Consider the following 21,303-nt stretch of genomic DNA (forward strand, 5'->3'; position numbering starts at 1 on the left):
AAATTAAAAACAAGACGCCAACTACGTTGTTTTCTTGCTGTTTAATCTGCACAGATGAAGATAACTGAATACCTTCACTACCATGATAAGAGGGCTGGCGAGGCTTGTCAAGTAAGTTTTTTCGTTTCTACTTGGGTAACATCTTTGTGTTTTAGGCAACTGCCTTCGAAAACAGATGCCCCGAGTTATTTCAGATTTACTCACTTTCTTTCCCATGAATTCCCTTTGAAGTTGAATATTGAAAATTGACTGGAGAGTTGTGGATTACTTTGTATATGTCGTAACAAGCCATGGCGCTCTCAGCAAAACCATTTAGTATCAATTTTAGTTTGCCTGGATAAGTAGCTATATCTCCGATTGCATATATTCTATCTCTACTGGTTCTAAGTGTAGCTGGGTCGACAGTTATGCGGCCATGTTCTAACTCTATACCCCAACTGTTTATTGGCCCAAGATTCATTGACAATCCAAAAAATGGCAGCAAAAAATCAGCGGATATTTCTTTTTCTTCCTTAGAGGCAATATTTTTTACTATCACTGCGCTCAACTGCCCATTACCTCCTGCTAGTTCGTGTAATTGATATGGCACTACCAGTTCTATCTTTCCATTATTTTCAAGTGATTCTAATTTATTTCTAGTTTCAGGAGTGCAGCGAAATTCCTTTCTTCTATGTATCACATAAATTTTCTTTGCAACTTTAGAAAGTTCTACAGTCCAATCAGCTGCAGAATCACCCCCCCCTGCAATGACTATAGTTTTGTCCTGAAAATCAGAAATTTTATTTACACTGTAAAATACAGATTTATTTTCGTATTCTAATATACCACTTAAGGGTGGACGGTTAGGTTCAAACATTCCGTTACCTGCAGCAACAATAACAGCCTTACATTTTACCTCTGTGCCTGTGTTAGTTATGATAGTAAAGCTTTGATCACAGTTATTCGAAATCTTTTCCACTTTTTGACTTAAATGGTGAACAGGCTCAAATGGTGAAGCTTGCTCCATTAATTGCTCAATTAATTTTTGGGCAGTAATTACAGGATAACCAGGTATATCATATATTGGCTTTTCTGGGTAAAGAGCTGTGCATTGTCCTCCTGCTTGATCCAAAACATCTATTATATGACATCTCATATCAAGCATTCCCGCTTGAAAAGCAGTGAATATTCCAATAGGCCCTGCACCTATTATTACTATATCGGTTTTCATATTCAGATGGTAATCTATTTATAGATATTAGCTTTCTTCGCTAATAAGGTCAATTTACAAAGGGATGTATTTTTAAAAGATGTGGCTAGATTAGATAAGATTTCCAGCGTTATGAACCACATAGTCCAAACAAGCTCTAAAAATCAGCTAACATACCGGGATGCTGTGCGGACGGAATGGGATTCGAACCCATGGTACGCTCATCACGTACGTCAGTTTTCAAGACTGGTGCCTTAAACCGCTCGGCCATCCGTCCATTTCTTTTCTATCACAACATTTGATTTTAAGCAATCTATAAAAATCTTACTTACCTACACAAAAACTGCTAAACACACTATCTAATATTTCCTCAACATTAATAACCCCAATCACTGCACCAAGTTCAAATGCAGCAAGCCTTAAATCTTCAGATATCAACTCAATTGGATTATCGACATTAAAACGTTGTAAATGTTCCAGTGCTTTCTGCATGTGACTCCTATGTCTTTGCCGAGTAATCAAAGGAGTGTCTCTATCACGCCCAAATTTTTCCTCTGCCTTCTTTTTTATGAAAGAGGTCAATTTGTTTGTACCTATTCCCTTTAAAATAGAAATAGGTAGGAAATCTACACCGCCAATCAGTATATTTCTGTCATTAATTGCATCGTCAGCTTTGCTCAGAACAGAAATGGTGTCATTTTGGTCTGATGTCATGCAAGTAGCTGACACTGGAATCCAGCTATGAACATTGTTTTCAGCACACGTTTCTAGAATCCATTGTCTATTGCATAATTTGCAAGTATTTTTATATCTGGATCCCAGTGTCACGCACTGGGATGACACCGTTTGTTGATTACAATATTTGCATAGTTGTGTGTCAAGCACTGGTACGACAGATGGTATATTGCCTGTGGCTTGATAATTGACATCGTGTCGCTGTTCAAAAGGAAATAGTTCTATTCTTAAATCAGCTTCAAAAGACCTCTTTTTTGCTCGACTTATGCCTTCTGATTCTATCGGGTCTGAACTCTCACGAATTCCAGCAGTATCAGAGAGAATGATTGGGTATCCGCCAATGTCAATATGAGCTTCAAGCACGTCTCTTGTTGTGCCTGCATATTCAGAAACAATAGCAATATCACGCTTGGCTAAGAAATTAAACAGAGTTGATTTACCGACATTTGGTTCACCAGTTATTACAATATGTAAACCCTCACGCAACCTTTCGCCCCGTCTATTATCATTTAAATGCTCTTGTATCAACTGCACGAGAGATTGCACTTCATTATTAATTTTTTCCAATTCACTTTTTTCTGCCCAAATGTCCTCTGGAAAGTCTATATATGCTTCGATTTTGAATTGTATCGTTATTAATCTTTGCCTCCAATTGCTGTATAGTCTCTCCAATTCTCCAGATATCTGCTTAATCGCTTGTTTAGCTTGCATTTTCGTCTCAGCATCAATTAAGTCTGCAATCCCTTCTATTTGCGTTAAGTTAAATTTACCATTTAGAAAAGCCCTAAGTGAGAATTCTCCAGGCCTGGCCATAACAAAAATTTTTGATAATTCCTCCAAGATGATTTTTATGACTGCCTTGCTTCCATGCACTTGTAACTCTATAACGTTCTCGCCAGTGAAACTGTTTGGAGCAGGGAAATAGATGATTATTCCATTATCTATCAATTGATTGGAATCATCATATAGATCAACTAAAGTAGCAAATCTTGGTTTAATTTCTTTCTTAATATGAAAATGATTTAAAGCTTTAAGCGCGTAGTTGCCTGAAATTCTGATTACTGCAACTCCTGACTTACCCAATACGGTCGATAAGGCGAAAATAGTTTCATTTGTGTTTGTCATTATTTATATAAACTACTTAGCAATATTACACTTAAGAAACCAAAATACCTAATTTGAAAATATTCGAAATTTTTATCTATCTTGCTAGTTTATAGTAATATCATATTAATAAATACATTATATAAAAAACTGCAAAGGTTACTCAGGTGAAAATATTTATTTTGAAAACTGATAATATGATTTATAATTATCAACATAGGTTTTAAATATTTTATGCTCAAGAAATTAGCTTGGTATTGGTCTTTTGTAGAGTTAATTAAAGGGTTTGTTATTACATTAAAATATATGTTTAAGCCAAAGGTTACTTTGAGGTATCCTATGGAGAAGGGCCCTTTAAGTCCAAGATTTCGTGGTGAGCATGCGTTGCGTAGGTATCCAAACGGTGAAGAACGATGCATAGCTTGTAAATTATGTGAAGTTATCTGCCCTGCTCAAGCAATAGTTATTGAAGCAGAGGAAAGAGAAGACGGTAGTCGTCGCACCACGCGCTATGATATTGATATGACAAAATGCATATACTGCGGACTTTGCCAAGAGGCATGTCCAGTTGATGCGATTGTGGAGGGTCCTAACTTTGAATTTGCTACTGAAACAAGAGAGGAGCTAATGTACAATAAAGAAAAGTTATTGCGTAATGGTGAAGTTTGGGAAGACGCAATTGCACTCAGGTTAAAAAAGAATAGACCGTATTATTAACTAGGTATGTCAACAATTAAAATTTCTTACAGCAAGTATGTAATAGATCTTTTGTACAACTGTTATTTAAGTGAAAGATCAGTAGCTCACCTTTTGGTGTCATTCCAGTGCGTGACGCTGGAATCTAGAAAAAAAAGAAACATGGATTCCAGTGTCACGCACTGGGATGACAAAAGGTATGATAAATGATTAAAGTTACTTTTTCAACCGAACAAAAAGTAAAAGGATACAGTGGTAGAGTCACTAGCTTTGATATATTACAACCGGATGCTTTGAAAGAAGCAGTTGCATTGAAAGTAAACGGTGAGTTGTATGATCTCTCACGTAAAATTGAATCTGATGCAGAGATAGAGGTGATACAACTGAGTGACGAAGCGGGTTTAGATATAATAAGGCATGATGCTGCTCACATAATGGCGCAGGCAGTGAAAGAGCTATTTCCTAGTACTCAGATTACTATCGGCCCAACAATTCAGGACGGTTTTTACTATGACTTTGCTACAAGTCGTGCCTTTACTACGGACGATCTTACCGCAATAGAAAAGAGAATGAAAGAGATTGTAAAAAGTAACCACAGATTTGTTCGAGAGGTTTGGACTCGCGAACAGGCAATTGATTTCTTTAGTGGTATAGGCGAAAAATATAAGGTTGATATTATCTCATCCATACCAGAGAGTGAAAACCTAACTGTTTATAGACAGGGCGATTTTGTTGACTTGTGCCGCGGGCCGCACTCACCATCAACCGGTAGAGCCAAAGCATTTAAACTTATGAAGGTTGCAGGGGCATACTGGCGTGGTAATTCCAAGGGCCAGGCGTTGCAGCGAATATATGGCACTGCATGGAGAAATAAGGATGAACTAAACACTTATCTTGAGCGTCTCAAAGAAGCAGAGAAACGCGATCACCGCAAAATTGCTAAGGATATGGACTTATTTCACATTCAAGAGGAAGCTGTCGGGCAGGTTTTTTGGCATGAACAAGGATATATTTTATATAATGTTCTTGAATCTTATATAAGGAAAAAATTAATAAATAATGGCTATTTTGAAGTGAAAACTCCTATTTTAGTAAGTAAGGAGCTGTGGGAGAAATCTGGACATTGGGATAAGTTTCGCGAAAATATGTTTATTGTTGATGAGCTTGAGAGTAAAAAGCTAGCAATAAAACCCATGAATTGCCCCTGTCATGTGCAGATTTTTAATTCTCACACCAGAAGCTATCGTGATTTACCGATACGTATGGCAGAGTTTGGCACATGCCATAGAAATGAAAGCTCAGGTTCATTGCACGGACTGATGCGAGTGCGTGGTTTTACGCAAGACGATGCACACATTTTTTGTATGGAAGAACAAGTGAATTCTGAGACTATAAAGTTTTGTGACCTTTTAAAAGAAGTATATTCAGAGCTTGGGTTCAATGAAATTTCTGTGAAATTTTCAGACCGTCCAGATGTTAAGGCAGGGGATGATGAAGTGTGGGATAGAGCTGAAAAAGCGCTGCTTGAAGCCGTTAAAGAAGCGGGCTTGAGTTATAAACTTAACCCTGGTGAAGGTGCATTTTATGGTCCAAAATTAGAGTTCGTTTTGAAAGACGCAATAGGCAGAAATTGGCAATGTGGAACATTACAAGTTGATTTCATTTTACTAGAACGTCTGGGAGCTTTTTATATAGGGGCAGATGGGCACAAGCATCACCCTGTCATGTTACATAGGGCAATTCTTGGGACTTTTGAGCGTTTTATTGGAATTTTAATAGAGCATTATGCAGGAAAATTTCCAGTTTGGCTTGCTCCAACGCAACTTGCTATTCTGACCATTACAAATGAAGCTGACGGTTACGCCACAGAAATTAGCAATATTTTAAAAGAACAAGGTGTGAGAGTCAAGACTGATTTGACCAATGAAAAAATTAGTTATAAGATACGTTTGCATAGTTCAAACAAGGTTCCTATATTGTGGATTGTAGGCAAAAATGAAGTTACAAGTAAAACTGTGTCAGTGAGAAATTTAGGATCAGAAAGACAGGAGTCTTTTTCTTTGGAAAAGGCTACTGAATCGCTGTTAAAAAGTATTAATTTGAATTAAGGGAGTTAAAGTTTGCAAGTTAAAAAGAACAATAAAAACAGAATTAATGAATTCATCACAGCTAAGGAGGTACGCTTAGTTGATCATAGTGGTGAAATGGTCGGAATCGTGCAAATAGAACGAGCTTTGGAATTTGCACAGGGTGTTGGTTTAGACTTGGTGGAAATTGCACCTGATTCAACCCCTCCAGTATGTAAAATTCTGAATTATAGCAAACAAAAGTATGATATAAAAAAGAAAGCAAGTGAAGCAAAAAAGAAACAAAAAACATTAACTATAAAAGAAATTAAACTGGGTCCTAATATTGGTGATCACGACTACGAAACAAAATTGCGTCAAGCAAGAGACTTACTTGCTCACGGACATAAAATCAAAGTTACAATGAGATTTAAGGGCAGAGAGCTTATAAACACTGAAGTCGGACTGCAAAAATTAGAACGGCTAATTAGAGACACTGAAGATATTGCAAAGGTAGAATTGGCACCTAAAAGAGAAGGGAATCAATATTTTTTAGCTCTGGTTGCTAAGTAGCAAAACGGCTTAAGAAGTATAAGTAGAGTTAAACTATCGCTCTCTCTTTGATAACATGGCGAAAATGTCTTATTAATCCTTGAATCGGCCAAGCTGCAGCATCACCAAGTGCGCAAATTGTATGTCCTTCTATTTTAGTTGTAAGGTCAAGCAGCTTATCTACTTCATCAGGCTTAATATTTCCTGCTACCATCCTCCTCATAATCCTCCACATCCATCCAGTGCCTTCACGGCACGGTGTGCATTGTCCACAGGACTCATGCATGTAAAAGTGTGATAACCTCTCTATTGCAGCTATTATATCAGTTGATTTATTCATCACTATTACAGCAGCAGTACCAAGCCCTGATTGTGCAGCTTTTAATGAATCAAAATCCATTTCAATAGTATTACATATAGATTTTGGAATTAATGGCACTGAAGACCCACCAGGTATTACAGCAAGTAAATTATCCCAACCTCCTCGCACTCCACCTGCATACTTTTCAATCAATTCACGTAGTGGAATTCCGAGCTCTTCTTCAACATTACACGGGTTGTTTACGTGCCCTGAAATACAAAAGACCTTGGTACCAGTATTATTTGGTTTGCCAAGAGATGCAAACCATTCTCCTCCGCGATTTAGAATATCTGGAACCATAGCTATAGTTTCAACGTTGTTTATTGTGGTTGGGCAGCCAAAAAGCCCAACACCTGCAGGAAATGGAGGTTTCATGCGAGGAAAGCCCTTTTTTCCTTCAATTGATTCGAGTTGAGCTGTTTCTTCCCCACATATGTAAGCTCCTGCACCCCTATGGATAAACACATCAAGATCATAGCCTGATTTGCAGGCATTTTTTCCAATTAAGTTTTCTTTATAGGCTTCCTCAAGTGCTTTTTTTAGAACTAAATATTCATTATAAAATTCACCCCTGATATAAATATACGCAACTGATGCGCTGATCGCTTTGCCGGCCAGGAGAATTCCCTCAAGTAACTTATGTGGCTCATATCGTAATATATCTCTATCTTTACATGTACCAGGTTCTGACTCATCTGCATTGACTACTAAATATGCTTTTGGAAGATTTTTAGGCATAAAGCTCCACTTAAGGCCGGTGGAAAATCCTGCACCCCCTCGACCTCTCAAGCCAGATTTCTTTACTTCATCAGTGATTTTTTCTGATCCTAAATCCAGTAACTCCTTTGTTTTTTGCCAGCTACCACGTTTTTTTGCACCCTTAAGTAGTGGAGTTTCTTTACCATTTAGGTTGGTGAATATTTTATCTTGTTCTTTTAGCATGTTTTTCAAAATTTGTGAGTGATCCCGACGCGGTTCGAACGCGTGACATCCTGATTAAAAGTCAGGTGCTCTACCGGCTGAGCTACGGGACCATTTCATTTTTCAGCTATACTAAACAGTAATATAGTTTTTATCCGTTTTAATCAAACTAAAATTTTCATGTGTGATTAAATAAATTATATAATATACTGCGTTAGTAGTTAAAAAATCTATAGATAGTTTAAAAATTTTTTAAAGGAAAACTTCTTGTTAATTTTCAATTCACAGATTTATTTGGATGGTGTGAAGTATAACGCTAAGGAGACAAGAAAAATAGAAAACTGTATATACCCTACAGAATTTGTGCACTATTATAATGCTTAGCAATAGCCTATAGCTAACACGTTATACCGCCTCAGCATATAGCTAACCCAAGAAAGGTTTTCCTACATCATACCGCCGCGGTATCTCTAGATCCCGCTAACAAGCAGCGGGATGACGAATTTTTGTTTTTCAAATTATCGGTAAATCTAAGTCACTTTAGCTATAGATTCCGCTAACACGTAGCGGAATGACGGTTTTTCAAATTGTCAGTAAATCTAAGTCAGTTTAGCTATAACAGATAAATATTTCTTGCATTTCAGCCTGAGTGATTTATGCTTTAAGCAAGAATTGGGGGCATAGCTCAGCTGGTAGAGCATCTGTTTTGCACGCAGAAGGTCAGCGGTTCGATCCCGCTTGCCTCCACCAGTCTATATTAGCTCTAGCACGCCACAAAACTTGTCAAAACAGCTTATTTTAATCTAGGAGTGTTTTATACTAGTTTCCTAAAAAATCCCTCTTTCTGTAACTTTTCTTTATGCAAGTAATGTTTTTTATTATAATTCTGATATATACTAACTTAACAATAAATTAATCAATAAATGTTAGAATACTAACAATTAATTTATTGGTAATGCCTATGAGTGGAAAGAAACATGTTTTTAAGATGGTACCTGGGAAAAAATTGCTCAACGCAACCAAATGGAAGATATTGCAAGATCAGGTGGACAACAATGAGATGCCTGAAGATCAAGTGGATAGCAAAGGGCTAACTTGGAATAAGCTTGCTAAAGTTGGGTTCATACCACTGGATGATGAAAGTGATATAGCACTAGATTTACCTATAAAATTTTGTGGTCCTAAGGGGAGTGCAAGACTTGTTTCCTGTGTACAGGAAGGTGAAAAAGATTTGGCAGGAGAAAATTATTATTGTGATAATAATCAAGATCTATTAACAAATTGTAAGGTTTCTATTGGGAAAAATTTGAGACATGTTGAACTAGATTATGTAAATAATCCGTATTCCTTTGCATATATCAATGACCAACTAATGAAGTTATCACTGACCAAGCAAGCTATAGAAACTTTTTCTGCTGACATAAAAAGCAGTCGGATTTTCCTTGATGTACAACCAGTGGAATATCAATATGTAACATGGGAAGAGTCAAATAACGATAAATATTATTTCTCAGATGATCAAGGAAATATTATCGATTCACTTGACAATAAGGCACTTCAATATATTAAATTGTACAGCAAGGAACAAACAATCAAGGATATAATATCATCTAATATACTAGAAGACATAAATACGTTTACCAAAGTTCTTGTTGAAAGCCTAACGGATGAGCAACTAAAGATTTTTGCCAACACTCTTAGTAATGAGCAACTCCGAGCTTTAGTGGATCATTTAACCAACCACCAATTACAAACTCTCGCTCAGGAATTAAATCCAGAAAAATTAAAAATAGTTGTTCCTATTTTAAATGATGCTCAGCTTGAAGCTCTAGTTAGAGACTTAAACCCAGAGCAGGTAAAGGAAATTCTGCCTCACTTAAAGACAGATCAGTTTAAAGCACTTATTAAAACTTTAAGTGATGAGCAATTTACAGTGCTTGCAAAAGACTTGGCTGAACACCACTTGACGATACTCTCCAAAGAATTGGGAGGTAATCAGTTAAAAGCTTTAGTAAATAACCTGCAGGAAGATCAACTGAAAGACTTAGTTAATAAACTCGACCATAAGAAACTCGAAGCAATAGCTCAGGACTTAACTGATCCTAATAGGATTCAAACTATTATTAAGTCTTTAGCTGACAATTCAGGTAAACTTCAAGCCTTTGCTCGCAATTTGTCTAATGAACAGTTTAAAGCACTTTTGGATAACATAGATGCAAATGAGCTTAAAGACATCATTCACAAACTGCCTTATGAGAAAGTAACGGCTGTGATTGGTGATCTCAGCAATCAAGATCAGTCTAAAGCTATTATTGATGCATTAAAAGGGAAACTTGAAGAACAAAATGAAAAGCTAAAAGAGGTTTATGAGAAGCTAGAAGAACTTCTACCTCCACCTGTATACAGCGAAGCGTTGGAAAGTTTGCGTTCATCACCCCGTATTTCCCAAGATACTAACATTGAATTTATAGCAGTCGAAGAATATGCTTACCATGAATCTGAGTACTTGTAAGCCAGTGCTTACGAGTTTGGAAAAAGGTTGTCTGATGTGCGTAGCAGCTAGTTTAAATTATTAATAATGTTATGGAGGTAACTCATATGAAAACAGATAAAAGTCTACAAAACAATGTACAAGGTTTTGCAACAGAAAATAATGAGCAAAAAGTTAATACCATTGGGCCTTTCAAGCTAAAAAGCCAGGGGAAAGACTTCACGGAGCAACAACTAACAAAAACTATAGTAGGTGCTCATGCTCAAAATGTTATTGATGAGATGGTCGATAGTATAAATCAAAACCTCATTGGTAAGTTAAATACGATATTAACAGATGAAGAGAAAAAAGTTACAAAACTAATTAAAGATGTTGGTGATCAAAAGAGTGGTTTAGTAAAAGATCTCAGTGATTTAAAACAAGCTTTAGACGATATTGCTCCTCCACCAGCATCTCCTCCATTATTCCATGTTACTGGCGAGGAGAACGGATTGCTTTAATAAAAAAGGTAACAGCTTGCTAGCAGGCTGTTACTCTCTCTACATATCGTTTCAATACAACTGAATTAGGGAATCTATTTTAAAACTTCGGCATATAATTCTCATCATGTTTTGCAAACACCGTGTCTGCAAGAAAGGTACTATTATCAAACATTTTACCTTGCACAACAACACCACTTTTTTCTGAAAACATTGGTGGAAGTATCCCCTGATATTTTACCGTGACGCTTTTATTAAAATCTGTCATTTGAAAAATCACTTCACTTTCGTTGCGTATCACGCTATTTTCAACAACCATTCCACCAACACGGATTGGCTTTTGACTACTTGGTAAAACTATTGCCTCACTTACTGTATAGAAAAATGAGATATTTTCTTTGAGCGTTGTTAAAATAAAAAAGACTATGCAGCTTAAAAAGCAGAAAATTCCTGAAGTTATAAGTAATCGCTTATGTTTTTTCTTCATTATTATCTTTCAGGCTTTCTAGAATTTTTTTACTTTTAGTATAGCAAGAAATGGTGAAAATCAGTTCTCCGGCAATCAACGTAAAACTAATAAGGTAAGCAAAAATTACATATGTATTCATAATGCATTGTCAATAAATAACTCACCTGCATCAAAATAAATTAAGCTTCCATCCTTTTGCTGCAACACCAATTTACCACTGTTATCTATATCAGCAAAAATTCCTCCATACAATTTGTCAGCTAACTTTACACTGATTTGCTCATTCATTTTGAATGCTTTTTTTAACCACATTTCTCTTATAGCATAAAACCCATCAAATAGCCATTGCTTTCTTAGCTTATTAAAATTTATTATTAATTCCTTTAACAGATCCATGTTAGACATAGACTCACCATAATTGCTAATGCACGTTGTTCCTGGAAGTGGTGCATGATTGACATTAATTCCAATTCCTACAATAAGCCAATTCAAATTGGATCTTTTTTCAAGCAATATTCCACTTATTTTCTTGCCATCGATTAGAATGTCATTTGGCCATTTATGTTGAATGTTACTATCATTCATAAATGACAGTAAAGTATTCCCTACAGCAAGAGCAGTCACAAAAGTCAATTCTGTTAATTTGCTGATGTCTTTAACTTGACTCGTTAAGCTTACTGTTATCCCAGTACCATCCGATGTTATCCCAGTGCTTGACACTGGGATCCATGCTTCTTGATTCCTAGATTCCAGCGTCACGCGCTGGAATGACACCGAAAGCGGGCTTTTATCGAGATAATTGTTAAAGAGGTTTACTACCAAACTTGCATAAAAATTACCCTCGGGAGAAATCCAGCTTTTTCTAGTGCGCCCTCTACCCTCTGTTTGTTTGTCGGCAATAATGACGGTTTCATTTGATATTCCTTTATCAATTAAATCCAACGCTTCTGTATTAGTGCTTGAAACTTCTTTGTAATGATGAATATAAAAGCCCTCAGGGATCACTTTACTAAGCCTTTAGTTACCAGGTGAATTAATGAGTATAAGTTCTCTACATATACAAAAAGAATAATATTGATTAATGAGACTGCTGAAGTGATGATGAATAAACCCTTGCAATAGGTGGTTTTATTACTGCTAGTCTTATCAAAATATATAGCTTTTATAATATTTAGATAATAGTAACACGATACAACACTCGCCACCACAAGGGTCAAAGACAGGCTGATAAAGCCAGAATTTATTAAACTTTTGAATATAAAAAATTTAGCGATAAAACTTGCAAGTGGAGGTATTCCCGACATCGAAAGCAATAGTACAGAAAGATGAAATGCTAAAACTGGGCATTTTTTCCCTATACCAGATAAATTTGCAATATCACAATCGTCATCATCAATTTGTACGAGATATGAGAATAGCCCTATGCTTGTGATGATATATATCACCAGATACATTAAGGCACTATCTGTTCCTGCTTGTATAAAAATAGAAAGTGAAGCAAATATAAAACCAATGTGACCAATTGAACTGTAAGCAAGCAGCCTTTTTAAGTTTTGCTGACGCAATGCCCCAAAAGCTGAGATAAGCACAGACAATGCTGAAACGTACAAGAAAATAGGCTGAACATAACTTTTTACATTTACTAACTCTTCATTCATTAATCGAATTAAAAATGTTACAAGTGCAGCTTTTGGGGCCGTAGAAAAAAACGCAGTTACTATGGTAGGTGCACCTTGATAGACATCTGGAGCCCACATATGAAAAGGAGCAATAGCAAGCTTGAAACACAAACCAATAAGGATAAAAACTAACCCAAAAACTATTCCATAAGTTATCTGATGGTTTTGCAAGAATGAACCGAGCTCAGAAAAATTGACTTGTCCTGTATATCCATAAAGCAGCGACATTCCATATAGCATAATGCAGGAAGATAGTGCACTAAGTGTAAAATATTTCACTCCTGCTTCACATGAATAAGCTGAATCTTTATTAAAGCTCGCAAGAACATATAAAGATATACTCATCAACTCAAAAGCTAAGTAAAAAGAAATCAGACTATTTGCTGAAACTAAAGTTATCATGCCAAATAGCGCAAAAAGAATCAGTATTGAAAATTCATATTTATAGTCATATTTTGATAAATTCAGCATCAAAAGTATTAAAATTCCTGTGCTGAGAATTAACCCTTGGGCTGACCTGATGTATAAATTGAGTTTTAACAACGAATTAAAGAGGAAAATTTCATTGTTTTCTGCCGAAATAATTAAAATAATTAAAGTTATCACTGTGCAGCCAAGTGCTAATAAGTTGATAGTTCGGCGGTTAAATATAATTCCAAGCAGTAGCAACACTAACGAGGAGCTAATAGAGAACGTTTCCGGCAATATTTGTATATAATTCATGGCGCATTATATTTGACTAACAAATTTGCCATACATGGCTTCAAATAATTCAGTGCAAGGGTTGGGTAGAATCCAAGCAAAATAACAAACACTGCAAGCAGAATTAAGACAGAAAATTCTATGCTATCCAAGCGATTATTTAATAATTTAGAATAGCTAACTCCCCATATTATTTGCTTACATAAATTCAGCATATAAACTGCGCTTAAAATAGTGCCAAGTGCGATAAATCCTGTAAAAAACCCTATGCTCTTAAACATTCCAACCATAGCCAAAAACTCACCTATGAATCCAGATGTTCCAGGTAGCCCTATTGAAGCCATTGAAAATAAAATGAACATAAAACCAAATTTTGGTATTGTGTTTACTATGCCAAAATACTTTGCAATTTCCAAAGTTCCAGTTCGAATATATAGCATTCCAACACACAAAAATAAAGCAGCAGAAATAAGGCCATGACTAATCATTTGAAATATGCTACCCAGTACTCCTTCCTCACAAAATGAAAAGAGGCCAGCGGTAACGATCCCCATATGTGCTATTGAAGAATAAGCTATTAACTTCTTTATATCATCTTGAGCAAACGCAACTAGAGAAGCATATATCACCGCAATAATGCTCAGCACAACAACGAAATTTGAAAAATACAAACTTGCCTGAGGAAGCATTGGAATAGAAAACCTTAAAAATCCATATCCCCCCATTTTAATAAGCAAGCCAGCTAAAATCACAGATCCAGAAGTTGGTGATTGCACATGCGCATCAGGAAGCCAAGTGTGAAATGGAAACATAGGTACTTTTATTGCAAAAGAAATAAAAAATGCAATCCACAGCAATGACTGCACTTCAAGATCAAGGCTTGGCACTAATGTAGCTAATTTTTGTATACTAAACGTTCCAAAAACACTATAGATGTATATCAACCCAAGTAGAAATAATAATGAGCCAGTTAATGTATAAAGAAATAACTTAAACGTCGCATATATCCTTTGCTTCCCTCCCCAAATGCCAATAATAAAGAACATTGGTATTAAGACAGCTTCAAAAAACACATAAAAGCTTATAGCATTCAGTGAAACGAAAAAACCGACTACAAAACTCTCAAGCAGTAGAAATAATGCCATATAGGCTTTTAGGGTCGTATAACTCATTTTGCAATTATAGAGCATACACATAGCAAACAAGAAGGTCGTAAGTAGAAGGAAAAGCAACGATATTCCATCCACCCCTATTCCAATATCTCTTACTGGATAGCTGACAAACTGAAAGTCCGCATTGTTATAATCAAATTCTATACAAGCTACAATGCTAAGCAAGAATGGAAGTACAGCAAAAAATAGGGCAAGGAATCTTAGGTGTATAGATTGATGATTAATCCTGATCGAGGATAAAATCAACGCTCCTATCAGTGGAAGCAAGAATATACTAAGTAACAACACCTTCTATTTAATTCCAATAATATATAAAGCACCGATTATTAAAGTAACAAACATAATAAATGCATAATCAAATATATAACCAGTTTGTAACTTTATAGAACTTTTTGAACATTCATTAACCAACCTTACAACACCATTTGGTCCAAATGAATCAATAGCCTTAACATCAAACTTCCATAGAAGCCTAGATATAAACCTTATCGGTGCAATTATAACAAACTCATACACCTCATCAAAGCACCATTTATTCTGCAAAAACTTAAGTAAAAATTTACTCTTAATTTGCCTAATTACTTGATATTGGTAAATCAGGTATGCAAGAGCTATTCCACTTAGGCTCGCTAAGGTTGGCAGCAGTTTTATAAAGAAATTATGAACTCCATGCTCATCAATCACCATTAAACTTGATTTCCAAAACGCATTACTAGTTATGTTCAAAATATTTGCTCCCCACACTCCAGAAAATACCGATCCAAAAGCAAGTATCAGTAATGGTATAAGCATAATCTTTGGTGCTTCATGTATATTAATTTTACTTTGTTTTTGGCCATGGAACACAAGAAGCAATAACCTCCAAGAGTAAAACGCTGTGAAGAATGCAACAACTAAGCTTATTACAAAAGCAAAGCTATCCGTGCTATAAGCATGTTCAATTATCAAATCCTTTGAGTAAAAACCTGCAAATGGAAATATTCCAGAAAGCGCAAGAGACCCAATCCACATGAGAGCGTAAGTGCAAGGGATTTTCTTCCAGCAATTTCCCATTTTCTGAATGTTTTGCTTATGATGCATTGCATGAATTACATTGCCAGCACCAAGAAATAGTAGAGCTTTAAAAAAAGCGTGTGTCATTAAATGAAAAATAGCAACATTGTAAGCAGAAAGCCCACATGCCATAAACATATAACCAAGTTGACTGCAGGTTGAATAAGCAATTATTTTTTTTATATCATTCTGAGTAATTGCAACGGTGGCTGCAAAAAAAGCAGTAAGTGCACCAACGATAACTATTAATTCTCGTGCCACATTTGATAACTCAAACAATGGAGAACATTTTGCTATTAAAAATATACCTGCTGTTACCATCGTTGCTGCATGAATGAGTGCAGAAACAGGGGTTGGCCCTTCCATTGCATCTGGCAACCAAACATGTAACCCAAGCTGTGCAGATTTACCCATACAGCCAATAAAAAGTAATATGCATATTATATGAATTATTTTAAATTCACAGCAGAATGCTCTAATGTTCTGCGCGCCAAGAAGATCAGCTGTGTCAAAAACTTCAGTAAATTTCAAAGAGTGAAATGTATAATAAATGAAAAAGATCCCAATCAATAGTGCAAAATCTCCTACCCTATTCACAACAAATGCTTTAATTGCTGCATTATTTGCAGAATATTTTTGGAACCAAAATCCTATGAGTAAATAAGAACATAGGCCAACCCCTTCCCAGCCAAAAAAAAGCTGCACGAAATTATCGCTCACCACCAGGACAATCATGCAAAACGTAAACAGCGATAGGTAAGAAAAAAACCTCGACTTCCCTTTATCATGTTCCATATAACCGATAGAGTAGAGGTGGACTACTAGTGAAACAGTGGTAATAACAATAAGCATTAAGGATGAGAGAGCATCCACACTAATTGCCCAATTTACTTTTAATACACTTAATGAAAATAGAGGAAATAAACTCAAGTGATAATTTTCAGAGAAGGTGAGAAAAACATACCAAGATAAAACTGCAGATATTCCAATCCCTGACGTTGTAACTAACTGACTTTTTCTAAAAAGTGCTGCAAATAGCGAACCAAAGAGTGGCAAAAATACTATTAATTTCAGTATATCCATCATACTTTCATTCTTTCATTAAATTTGCTTGTTCAACGTCTATATTGCCACGGCTTCTATAATATACAACCAATATTGCAAGCCCAACTCCTGACTCTGCTGCCGCAACAATCAACACAAACATCACAAAAATTTGCCCAACTATATCATTCATAAAGGCAGAAAAAGCAACTAAATTGATGTTAATCGCCAGCAATAATATTTCTATTGATAATAATATATTGATTATGCTCTTACGGTTAATGAAAATACCGCACACTCCAATAGTGAACAAAATAGCAGCAACTATCAAAAAATGATTTAATCCTATTTCCATTCTACTCCTTTTCCAAATTTAGCCTTAACCAATTTTACAGATGAAGATTGTGTCAATTGCTTTAATACATTCTGTTTTTTAACTTCTTTTTTCTTGTCCTGCAAAGTAAGAGCAATTGCACCGACAATTGCAACAAGTAGCAAAATTCCAGAAAGATGAAAAGCGTACATGTAGTCAGTGTAGAGCAAATTACCGATAGCTTTCACGTTATTAGTATTATAGTTTATAACATTGCTTATATTTGGTGCTGAGCTGCGGATTACAAAGCTGATGACTAGAAAAAACACAACACATAATATAGCACTAAGAGTGAAATGCTTTGCAAAACCCTGGCGCAACCTTATGTAGTCAATATCGAGCATCATAACTACAAAGAGAAACAACACCGCAACCGCACCGATGTATACTATCAGCACCATCATAGCAATGAATTCAGCTCCAAGGAGAATGAAAAGCACTGCAGAATTAACGAAGGTAAAAATTAAAAATAATACTGCATGCACAGGATTTCTTACGCTAATCACACAAACAGCAGATAAAATGCTAAGAATTGCAAAAAAATAAAAGAAAAAAGCCATTGATACTTTAACTGCAACAATAGTTACTAATTTAAAGTGACTATTGTTGTAAAGTCAATATTATATTAAACGCTTGAAAACATTGCACTTTCAGCTCCATTTTAAATTATTATATAGAGTATTTTCTCAGTAATGCAATAAACGCTCTTGATGATTTTAATTTATTAACATATAATATATGTATATTAATAATCAGCGGTAGCTCAAAATGTACAACATATTTGGTTATTTAAAAAGCAACAATAGTTCTAACGCACAAAGTAGCAGACTAGATGGAGAAAGTTATCAATACACCACAAGAGACTATATGACAATTTACTTTAATAACACACTAGCAAGTTTCATTAGATCATTGAGAGAATTTAAAGAAAAAGCGTATGGATTTATGTATGATATTGGAACTTGGTTGAAAGAAACATATGAAAATCTTACTGAACGACCTGCAACGCATAATCACTATACCCCAAAAGAAAAATCCCTTGTTGAAGTTGAAGAAATAGAAATGAAAGAACTAAACCATACATATAAGCCATTCCAAACTCCACCTATCCACCCAACAAGCAGAAGTTCTGGTACCAACACCTCAAATCAAGTTGTTGTTACTCAGCATACACTTGAAACTACCCCAACAAGATAGATCTACGCTTAAATATGTAGTACTTGAGTGAAGCATTCTTTAACTGTTCTATTCAATAAAACCTTTACAATATTTCGATCATAGGTTTAACTTTACGAAGTTATAATCTATAGGGCTGCAAATGAACGATTATCTCTCACTGCTAAATCCAGAACAACAATCAGCTGTAACTAACGTAGATGGACCGGTTTTAATATTGGCAGGAGCAGGAACGGGAAAAACAAGAACGATTACTTCAAGAATAGCACACATAATTAGAAACGGTCATGCTTATTCTGATGAAATATTAGCTGTTACATTCACAAACAAAGCAGCAAATGAGATGGTATCAAGGGTACTTGAGCTAACAGGCACAAACATACCATGGCTTGGCACTTTCCATGCAATTGCAGCAAAAATTCTACGTTATCATGCTGAAGTCGTGGGGCTAAATTCCAATTTTACAATCATTGGTGTGGATGACCAATTACAGGTAATAAAAAATATTATTAATGAAATAAGCCCTGATTACCTACCAGAAAAATGTAAGACCATTATGAATATTATTCAGCAATGGAAAGAGAAATGCTTATTGCCATCTGAAGTGGAAGATATTCAATCATTTAGGCCAGTGTACGTAACTGCACTCAAAGTCTATCACCAGTATCAGGAAAGGTTAAAATTCCTTAACTCTGTCGATTTTGGTGACTTGTTGCTATATAACATACAACTCTTTAATCAAAAGATCGAAGTTCTGTCCTACTACCAAAACAAGTTTAAATATGTCATGGTAGATGAATATCAAGATACAAATGCGATACAATATCTTTGGCTAAAATACCTTGCAAAAGAGCACTCAAACATTTGCTGTGTAGGAGATGATGACCAGTCGATATATAGTTGGCGTGGTGCAGAAGTTGAAAATATTTTGAAATTTTCCGATGATTTTAAAAATGCAAAAACCGTTAAACTAGAGTGTAACTACAGATCAACATCCCACATACTTGCAACTGCGTCATATGTTATCAATCACAATAAGACTCGCTTAGAAAAAAAATTGTGGACAATAAACGTTGAAGGGGAAAAGGTAAATCTAATAAAATTATGGGACGGAAAAGCTGAAGCAAGGTTCATAAGCGAACAGATATTAAAGCTCAATAAATACAGATTTAGTGACATTGCAGTGCTGGTAAGGGCGACTTTTCAGACTAGAGTTCTGGAAGAGTATTTTATAAAATATTCAATTCCCTACAAGATTATAAGTGGTGTAAAATTCTATGAACGTCAGGAAGTCAGGGATATAATTGCATATTTAAGACTCGTTACAAACAATAACGATGATTTAGCTTTCGAAAGGATCATAAATCGGCCAAAAAGAAGCATAGGAGCTACAACTCTAAAGAAAATATACACGACTGCTCAGGATAACAAAATTTCTTTTTTTGAGGCAGCAAAAATATTAGTTAATAGTAATCAAGTAACCGAAAGAATTAAACTCTCACTAAATGATTTTTTAAATAAAATTAAAGCTTGGGAAGAGATAGTAAGCGTAAAACCACTGCATGAATTCGTTAAAATCGTAGCAAACCAATCAGGGTATATTGAAATGCTTGAAAATGAGGAGGTAACAGGCTTAGCACGAATAGAAAATGTTAAGGAGCTCATCTCATCTTTAAAAAATTTCGATAATGCCACAACTTTTTTGGAGCATATAAGTCTAGTGATGGAAGTGGATAATATGAATAACGATGACACCGTATATGTTATGACTCTTCATGCAGCCAAAGGACTTGAATTCCCGTGCGTGTTTCTACCTGGTTGGGAAGAGGGATTATTTCCTCATCAAAGATCTTTTGAAGATAAAAGTGGTAAAGCTTTAGAAGAAGAAAGGAGACTTGCATATGTTGGCATAACCAGGGCAAAGGAAAGGTTAATCATTTCATGTGCAGATAGGAGGGAAATTAACAACCAGTGGCAACCGATGCACACTTCTCGGTTCATTAAAGAATTGCCAAGAGAAAATGTTGAGGTAATCAAGAGTAACGCCTACTGTTGAAGCTATAACTGCAGATAAACATATCTTACAAATCTGAATTACTTCAACTATATGTGTAACCAGACTGCATTCTGTGATTTTTAGCAAAGCACGATCTTTCATTTGAGCTTTCTTCAATTTAAAATAAATACAGAAACTAGCTATCTTCAAAAATATGGTTGAATAATTGTTAATATTTTAAGCATTTTTGCCATGGCTCTTTCAAAATTTCTCGATCCTCGGAATGATTTGTATTTCAAAAAAATCTTTGGAACGGAAAAAAATAAGAATATCCTGATCCACTTTTTGAACGATATTTTAGGGTTTACTGAGATAAATGCAATACAAGAAGTTGAGTTTCTTAGCACTATTATGGATCCCGAAGTTGCCTCTGATAAACAAAGTATTGTTGATGTTCTCTGCAAGGATTCTCACGGAAATAGATATATAGCAGAAATGCAGCTCGCTAGAGACAAGGGCTTCGAAAAACGCGCTCAATTATATGCCGCTAAAGCCTACTCAAGACAATTAGATAAATCTGGCAACTACATTGATTTAAAGAAAGTCTTCTTTATTGCTATATCAAATTGTAACTTACTTCCTGAAGAAATTGATTATATCTCTACTCATAATATACGTGATATAAAAACTAACGGCCATTACTTAAAAGATTTTCAATTTATCTTTATAGAATTACCAAAATTTTCAAAAAGCAAAGTAGAGCAGTTAGAAAGTATAGTAGAAAGGTGGTGTTTCTTTTTTAAATACGCAGAAGAAACAACAGAAGAGGACTTAAAAGAGATAGCAGAAAAAGCGCCAATAATAAAGCTAGCATATGATGAATTAGACAAGTTTCGTTGGGACGAAAAAGATTTAGTAGCTTACGAAGAAAGAATAATGGATCTATGCAAAGAAGAAGCCATTCTTGAATACAGACTTGATCTTGCTGAAGAGAAAGGTATACAAAAAGGTATAGAGAAAGGAAAAATTGAAGGGAAAATTGAAG

Annotated in this window: 20 protein-coding genes and 3 tRNA genes; 10 read left to right on the top strand and 13 right to left on the bottom strand. The window is 35.4% G+C overall.

What is annotated here, in order from left to right; translation table 11 throughout:
• Nucleotides 1–196 precede the first annotated feature (196 nt).
• From OZD70_RS00625 to mnmE, 3 genes are all read right to left on the bottom strand, one after another.
• On the bottom strand, nt 197–1,210 hold the full coding sequence (locus OZD70_RS00625) for an NAD(P)/FAD-dependent oxidoreductase (protein ID WP_275020184.1): 1,014 nt from the start codon (nt 1,208–1,210) through the stop codon (nt 197–199).
• Between the two features lie 168 nt (nt 1,211–1,378).
• Nucleotides 1,379–1,466: transfer RNA gene (locus OZD70_RS00630), tRNA-Ser, on the bottom strand.
• A gap of 47 nt (nt 1,467–1,513) precedes the next feature.
• On the bottom strand, nt 1,514–3,049 hold the full coding sequence (gene mnmE / locus OZD70_RS00635) for a tRNA uridine-5-carboxymethylaminomethyl(34) synthesis GTPase MnmE (RefSeq protein ID WP_275020186.1): 1,536 nt from the start codon (nt 3,047–3,049) through the stop codon (nt 1,514–1,516).
• Nucleotides 3,050–3,262: 213 nt separating this feature from the next.
• On the opposite strand from mnmE, the gene nuoI reads away from it, so the two are divergent.
• From nuoI to infC, 4 genes are read left to right on the top strand one after another with little or no spacing between them, the layout of a single operon-like run.
• The gene (gene nuoI / locus OZD70_RS00640) at nt 3,263–3,745 is read left to right on the top strand and encodes an NADH-quinone oxidoreductase subunit NuoI (protein WP_038199316.1); all 483 of its coding nucleotides are present in this window, start codon (nt 3,263–3,265) and stop codon (nt 3,743–3,745) included.
• A 6-nt stretch (nt 3,746–3,751) separates the two neighbouring features.
• Nucleotides 3,752–3,934, top strand: coding sequence for a hypothetical protein (locus tag OZD70_RS00645; RefSeq protein ID WP_275020187.1), 183 nt, complete (start codon nt 3,752–3,754; stop codon nt 3,932–3,934).
• Nucleotides 3,931–5,832 carry a threonine--tRNA ligase gene (thrS, locus tag OZD70_RS00650; RefSeq protein ID WP_275020189.1) on the top strand — a complete coding sequence of 634 codons (1,902 nt, stop codon included), beginning with the start codon at nt 3,931–3,933 and terminating at the stop codon, nt 5,830–5,832. Before OZD70_RS00645 ends, thrS begins: the two co-directional genes overlap by 4 nt.
• Before the next feature lie 12 nt (nt 5,833–5,844).
• Nucleotides 5,845–6,363, top strand: a complete 519-nt coding sequence (gene infC, locus OZD70_RS00655; RefSeq protein WP_275020191.1) for a translation initiation factor IF-3 — start codon at nt 5,845–5,847, stop codon at nt 6,361–6,363.
• 28 nt (nt 6,364–6,391) lie between these two features.
• On the opposite strand, the gene nuoF is transcribed toward infC, so the two are convergent.
• A complete protein-coding gene (gene nuoF, locus OZD70_RS00660) occupies nt 6,392–7,645 on the bottom strand; it encodes an NADH-quinone oxidoreductase subunit NuoF (protein WP_275020193.1) in 1,254 nt (417 codons plus the stop codon).
• 19 nt (nt 7,646–7,664) lie between these two features.
• Nucleotides 7,665–7,737, bottom strand: a tRNA-Lys gene (locus OZD70_RS00665).
• 561 nt (nt 7,738–8,298) lie between these two features.
• Between OZD70_RS00665 and OZD70_RS00670 the strand changes: the two genes are divergently transcribed.
• The 3 genes from OZD70_RS00670 to OZD70_RS00680 all read left to right on the top strand — a co-directional run bounded on the left by OZD70_RS00670 (nt 8,299) and on the right by OZD70_RS00680 (nt 10,615).
• Nucleotides 8,299–8,374, top strand: a tRNA-Ala gene (locus tag OZD70_RS00670).
• Between the two features lie 211 nt (nt 8,375–8,585).
• A complete protein-coding gene (locus tag OZD70_RS00675) occupies nt 8,586–10,136 on the top strand; it encodes a magnesium transporter MgtE N-terminal domain-containing protein (protein ID WP_275020194.1) in 1,551 nt (516 codons plus the stop codon).
• A gap of 86 nt (nt 10,137–10,222) precedes the next feature.
• Nucleotides 10,223–10,615 carry a hypothetical protein gene (locus OZD70_RS00680; RefSeq protein ID WP_182183238.1) on the top strand — a complete coding sequence of 131 codons (393 nt, stop codon included), beginning with the start codon at nt 10,223–10,225 and terminating at the stop codon, nt 10,613–10,615.
• A 79-nt stretch (nt 10,616–10,694) separates the two neighbouring features.
• On the opposite strand, the gene ccmE is transcribed toward OZD70_RS00680, so the two are convergent.
• The 8 genes from ccmE to OZD70_RS00715 are packed head-to-tail and all read right to left on the bottom strand — an operon-like array spanning nt 10,695 to nt 17,646.
• On the bottom strand, nt 10,695–11,081 hold the full coding sequence (gene ccmE, locus OZD70_RS00685) for a cytochrome c maturation protein CcmE (protein WP_182183237.1): 387 nt from the start codon (nt 11,079–11,081) through the stop codon (nt 10,695–10,697).
• The gene (locus tag OZD70_RS06055) at nt 11,065–11,202 is read right to left on the bottom strand and encodes a CcmD-like small membrane protein (RefSeq protein WP_458695142.1); all 138 of its coding nucleotides are present in this window, start codon (nt 11,200–11,202) and stop codon (nt 11,065–11,067) included. The genes ccmE and OZD70_RS06055 overlap by 17 nt, the downstream gene beginning before the upstream one ends.
• Nucleotides 11,199–12,068: a biotin--[acetyl-CoA-carboxylase] ligase gene (locus tag OZD70_RS00690; RefSeq protein WP_275020196.1), complete on the bottom strand. Its 870-nt coding sequence runs from the start codon at nt 12,066–12,068 to the stop codon at nt 11,199–11,201. Before OZD70_RS00690 ends, OZD70_RS06055 begins: the two co-directional genes overlap by 4 nt.
• Nucleotides 12,065–13,465, bottom strand: a complete 1,401-nt coding sequence (locus tag OZD70_RS00695; RefSeq protein WP_275020198.1) for an NADH-quinone oxidoreductase subunit N — start codon at nt 13,463–13,465, stop codon at nt 12,065–12,067. The genes OZD70_RS00690 and OZD70_RS00695 overlap by 4 nt, the downstream gene beginning before the upstream one ends.
• Nucleotides 13,462–14,904 carry a complex I subunit 4 family protein gene (locus OZD70_RS00700; protein WP_275020200.1) on the bottom strand — a complete coding sequence of 481 codons (1,443 nt, stop codon included), beginning with the start codon at nt 14,902–14,904 and terminating at the stop codon, nt 13,462–13,464. Before OZD70_RS00700 ends, OZD70_RS00695 begins: the two co-directional genes overlap by 4 nt.
• A gap of 3 nt (nt 14,905–14,907) precedes the next feature.
• Nucleotides 14,908–16,755, bottom strand: a complete 1,848-nt coding sequence (nuoL, locus tag OZD70_RS00705; protein WP_275020202.1) for an NADH-quinone oxidoreductase subunit L — start codon at nt 16,753–16,755, stop codon at nt 14,908–14,910.
• Between the two features lie 4 nt (nt 16,756–16,759).
• Nucleotides 16,760–17,068, bottom strand: a complete 309-nt coding sequence (gene nuoK, locus OZD70_RS00710) for an NADH-quinone oxidoreductase subunit NuoK (protein ID WP_275020204.1) — start codon at nt 17,066–17,068, stop codon at nt 16,760–16,762.
• Nucleotides 17,059–17,646: an NADH-quinone oxidoreductase subunit J gene (locus OZD70_RS00715; protein ID WP_275020207.1), complete on the bottom strand. Its 588-nt coding sequence runs from the start codon at nt 17,644–17,646 to the stop codon at nt 17,059–17,061. Before OZD70_RS00715 ends, nuoK begins: the two co-directional genes overlap by 10 nt.
• Before the next feature lie 208 nt (nt 17,647–17,854).
• On the opposite strand from OZD70_RS00715, the gene OZD70_RS00720 reads away from it, so the two are divergent.
• The 3 genes from OZD70_RS00720 to OZD70_RS00730 form a co-directional block, all read left to right on the top strand.
• Nucleotides 17,855–18,283 carry a WD_0964 family protein gene (locus tag OZD70_RS00720; RefSeq protein WP_275020209.1) on the top strand — a complete coding sequence of 143 codons (429 nt, stop codon included), beginning with the start codon at nt 17,855–17,857 and terminating at the stop codon, nt 18,281–18,283.
• A gap of 121 nt (nt 18,284–18,404) precedes the next feature.
• Nucleotides 18,405–20,318 (top strand): ATP-dependent helicase, encoded by a 1,914-nt coding sequence (locus OZD70_RS00725; protein ID WP_275020211.1) that lies wholly within the window; start codon nt 18,405–18,407, stop codon nt 20,316–20,318.
• A gap of 192 nt (nt 20,319–20,510) precedes the next feature.
• Nucleotides 20,511–21,303 (top strand): Rpn family recombination-promoting nuclease/putative transposase (locus tag OZD70_RS00730; RefSeq protein WP_275020213.1); only part of this gene is annotated, 793 nt, incomplete at its 3' end.

Origin of the sequence: Wolbachia endosymbiont of Drosophila tsacasi (assembly GCF_028982115.1) — a bacterium.
In the GTDB taxonomy this organism is placed as follows: domain Bacteria; phylum Pseudomonadota; class Alphaproteobacteria; order Rickettsiales; family Anaplasmataceae; genus Wolbachia; species Wolbachia pipientis_B.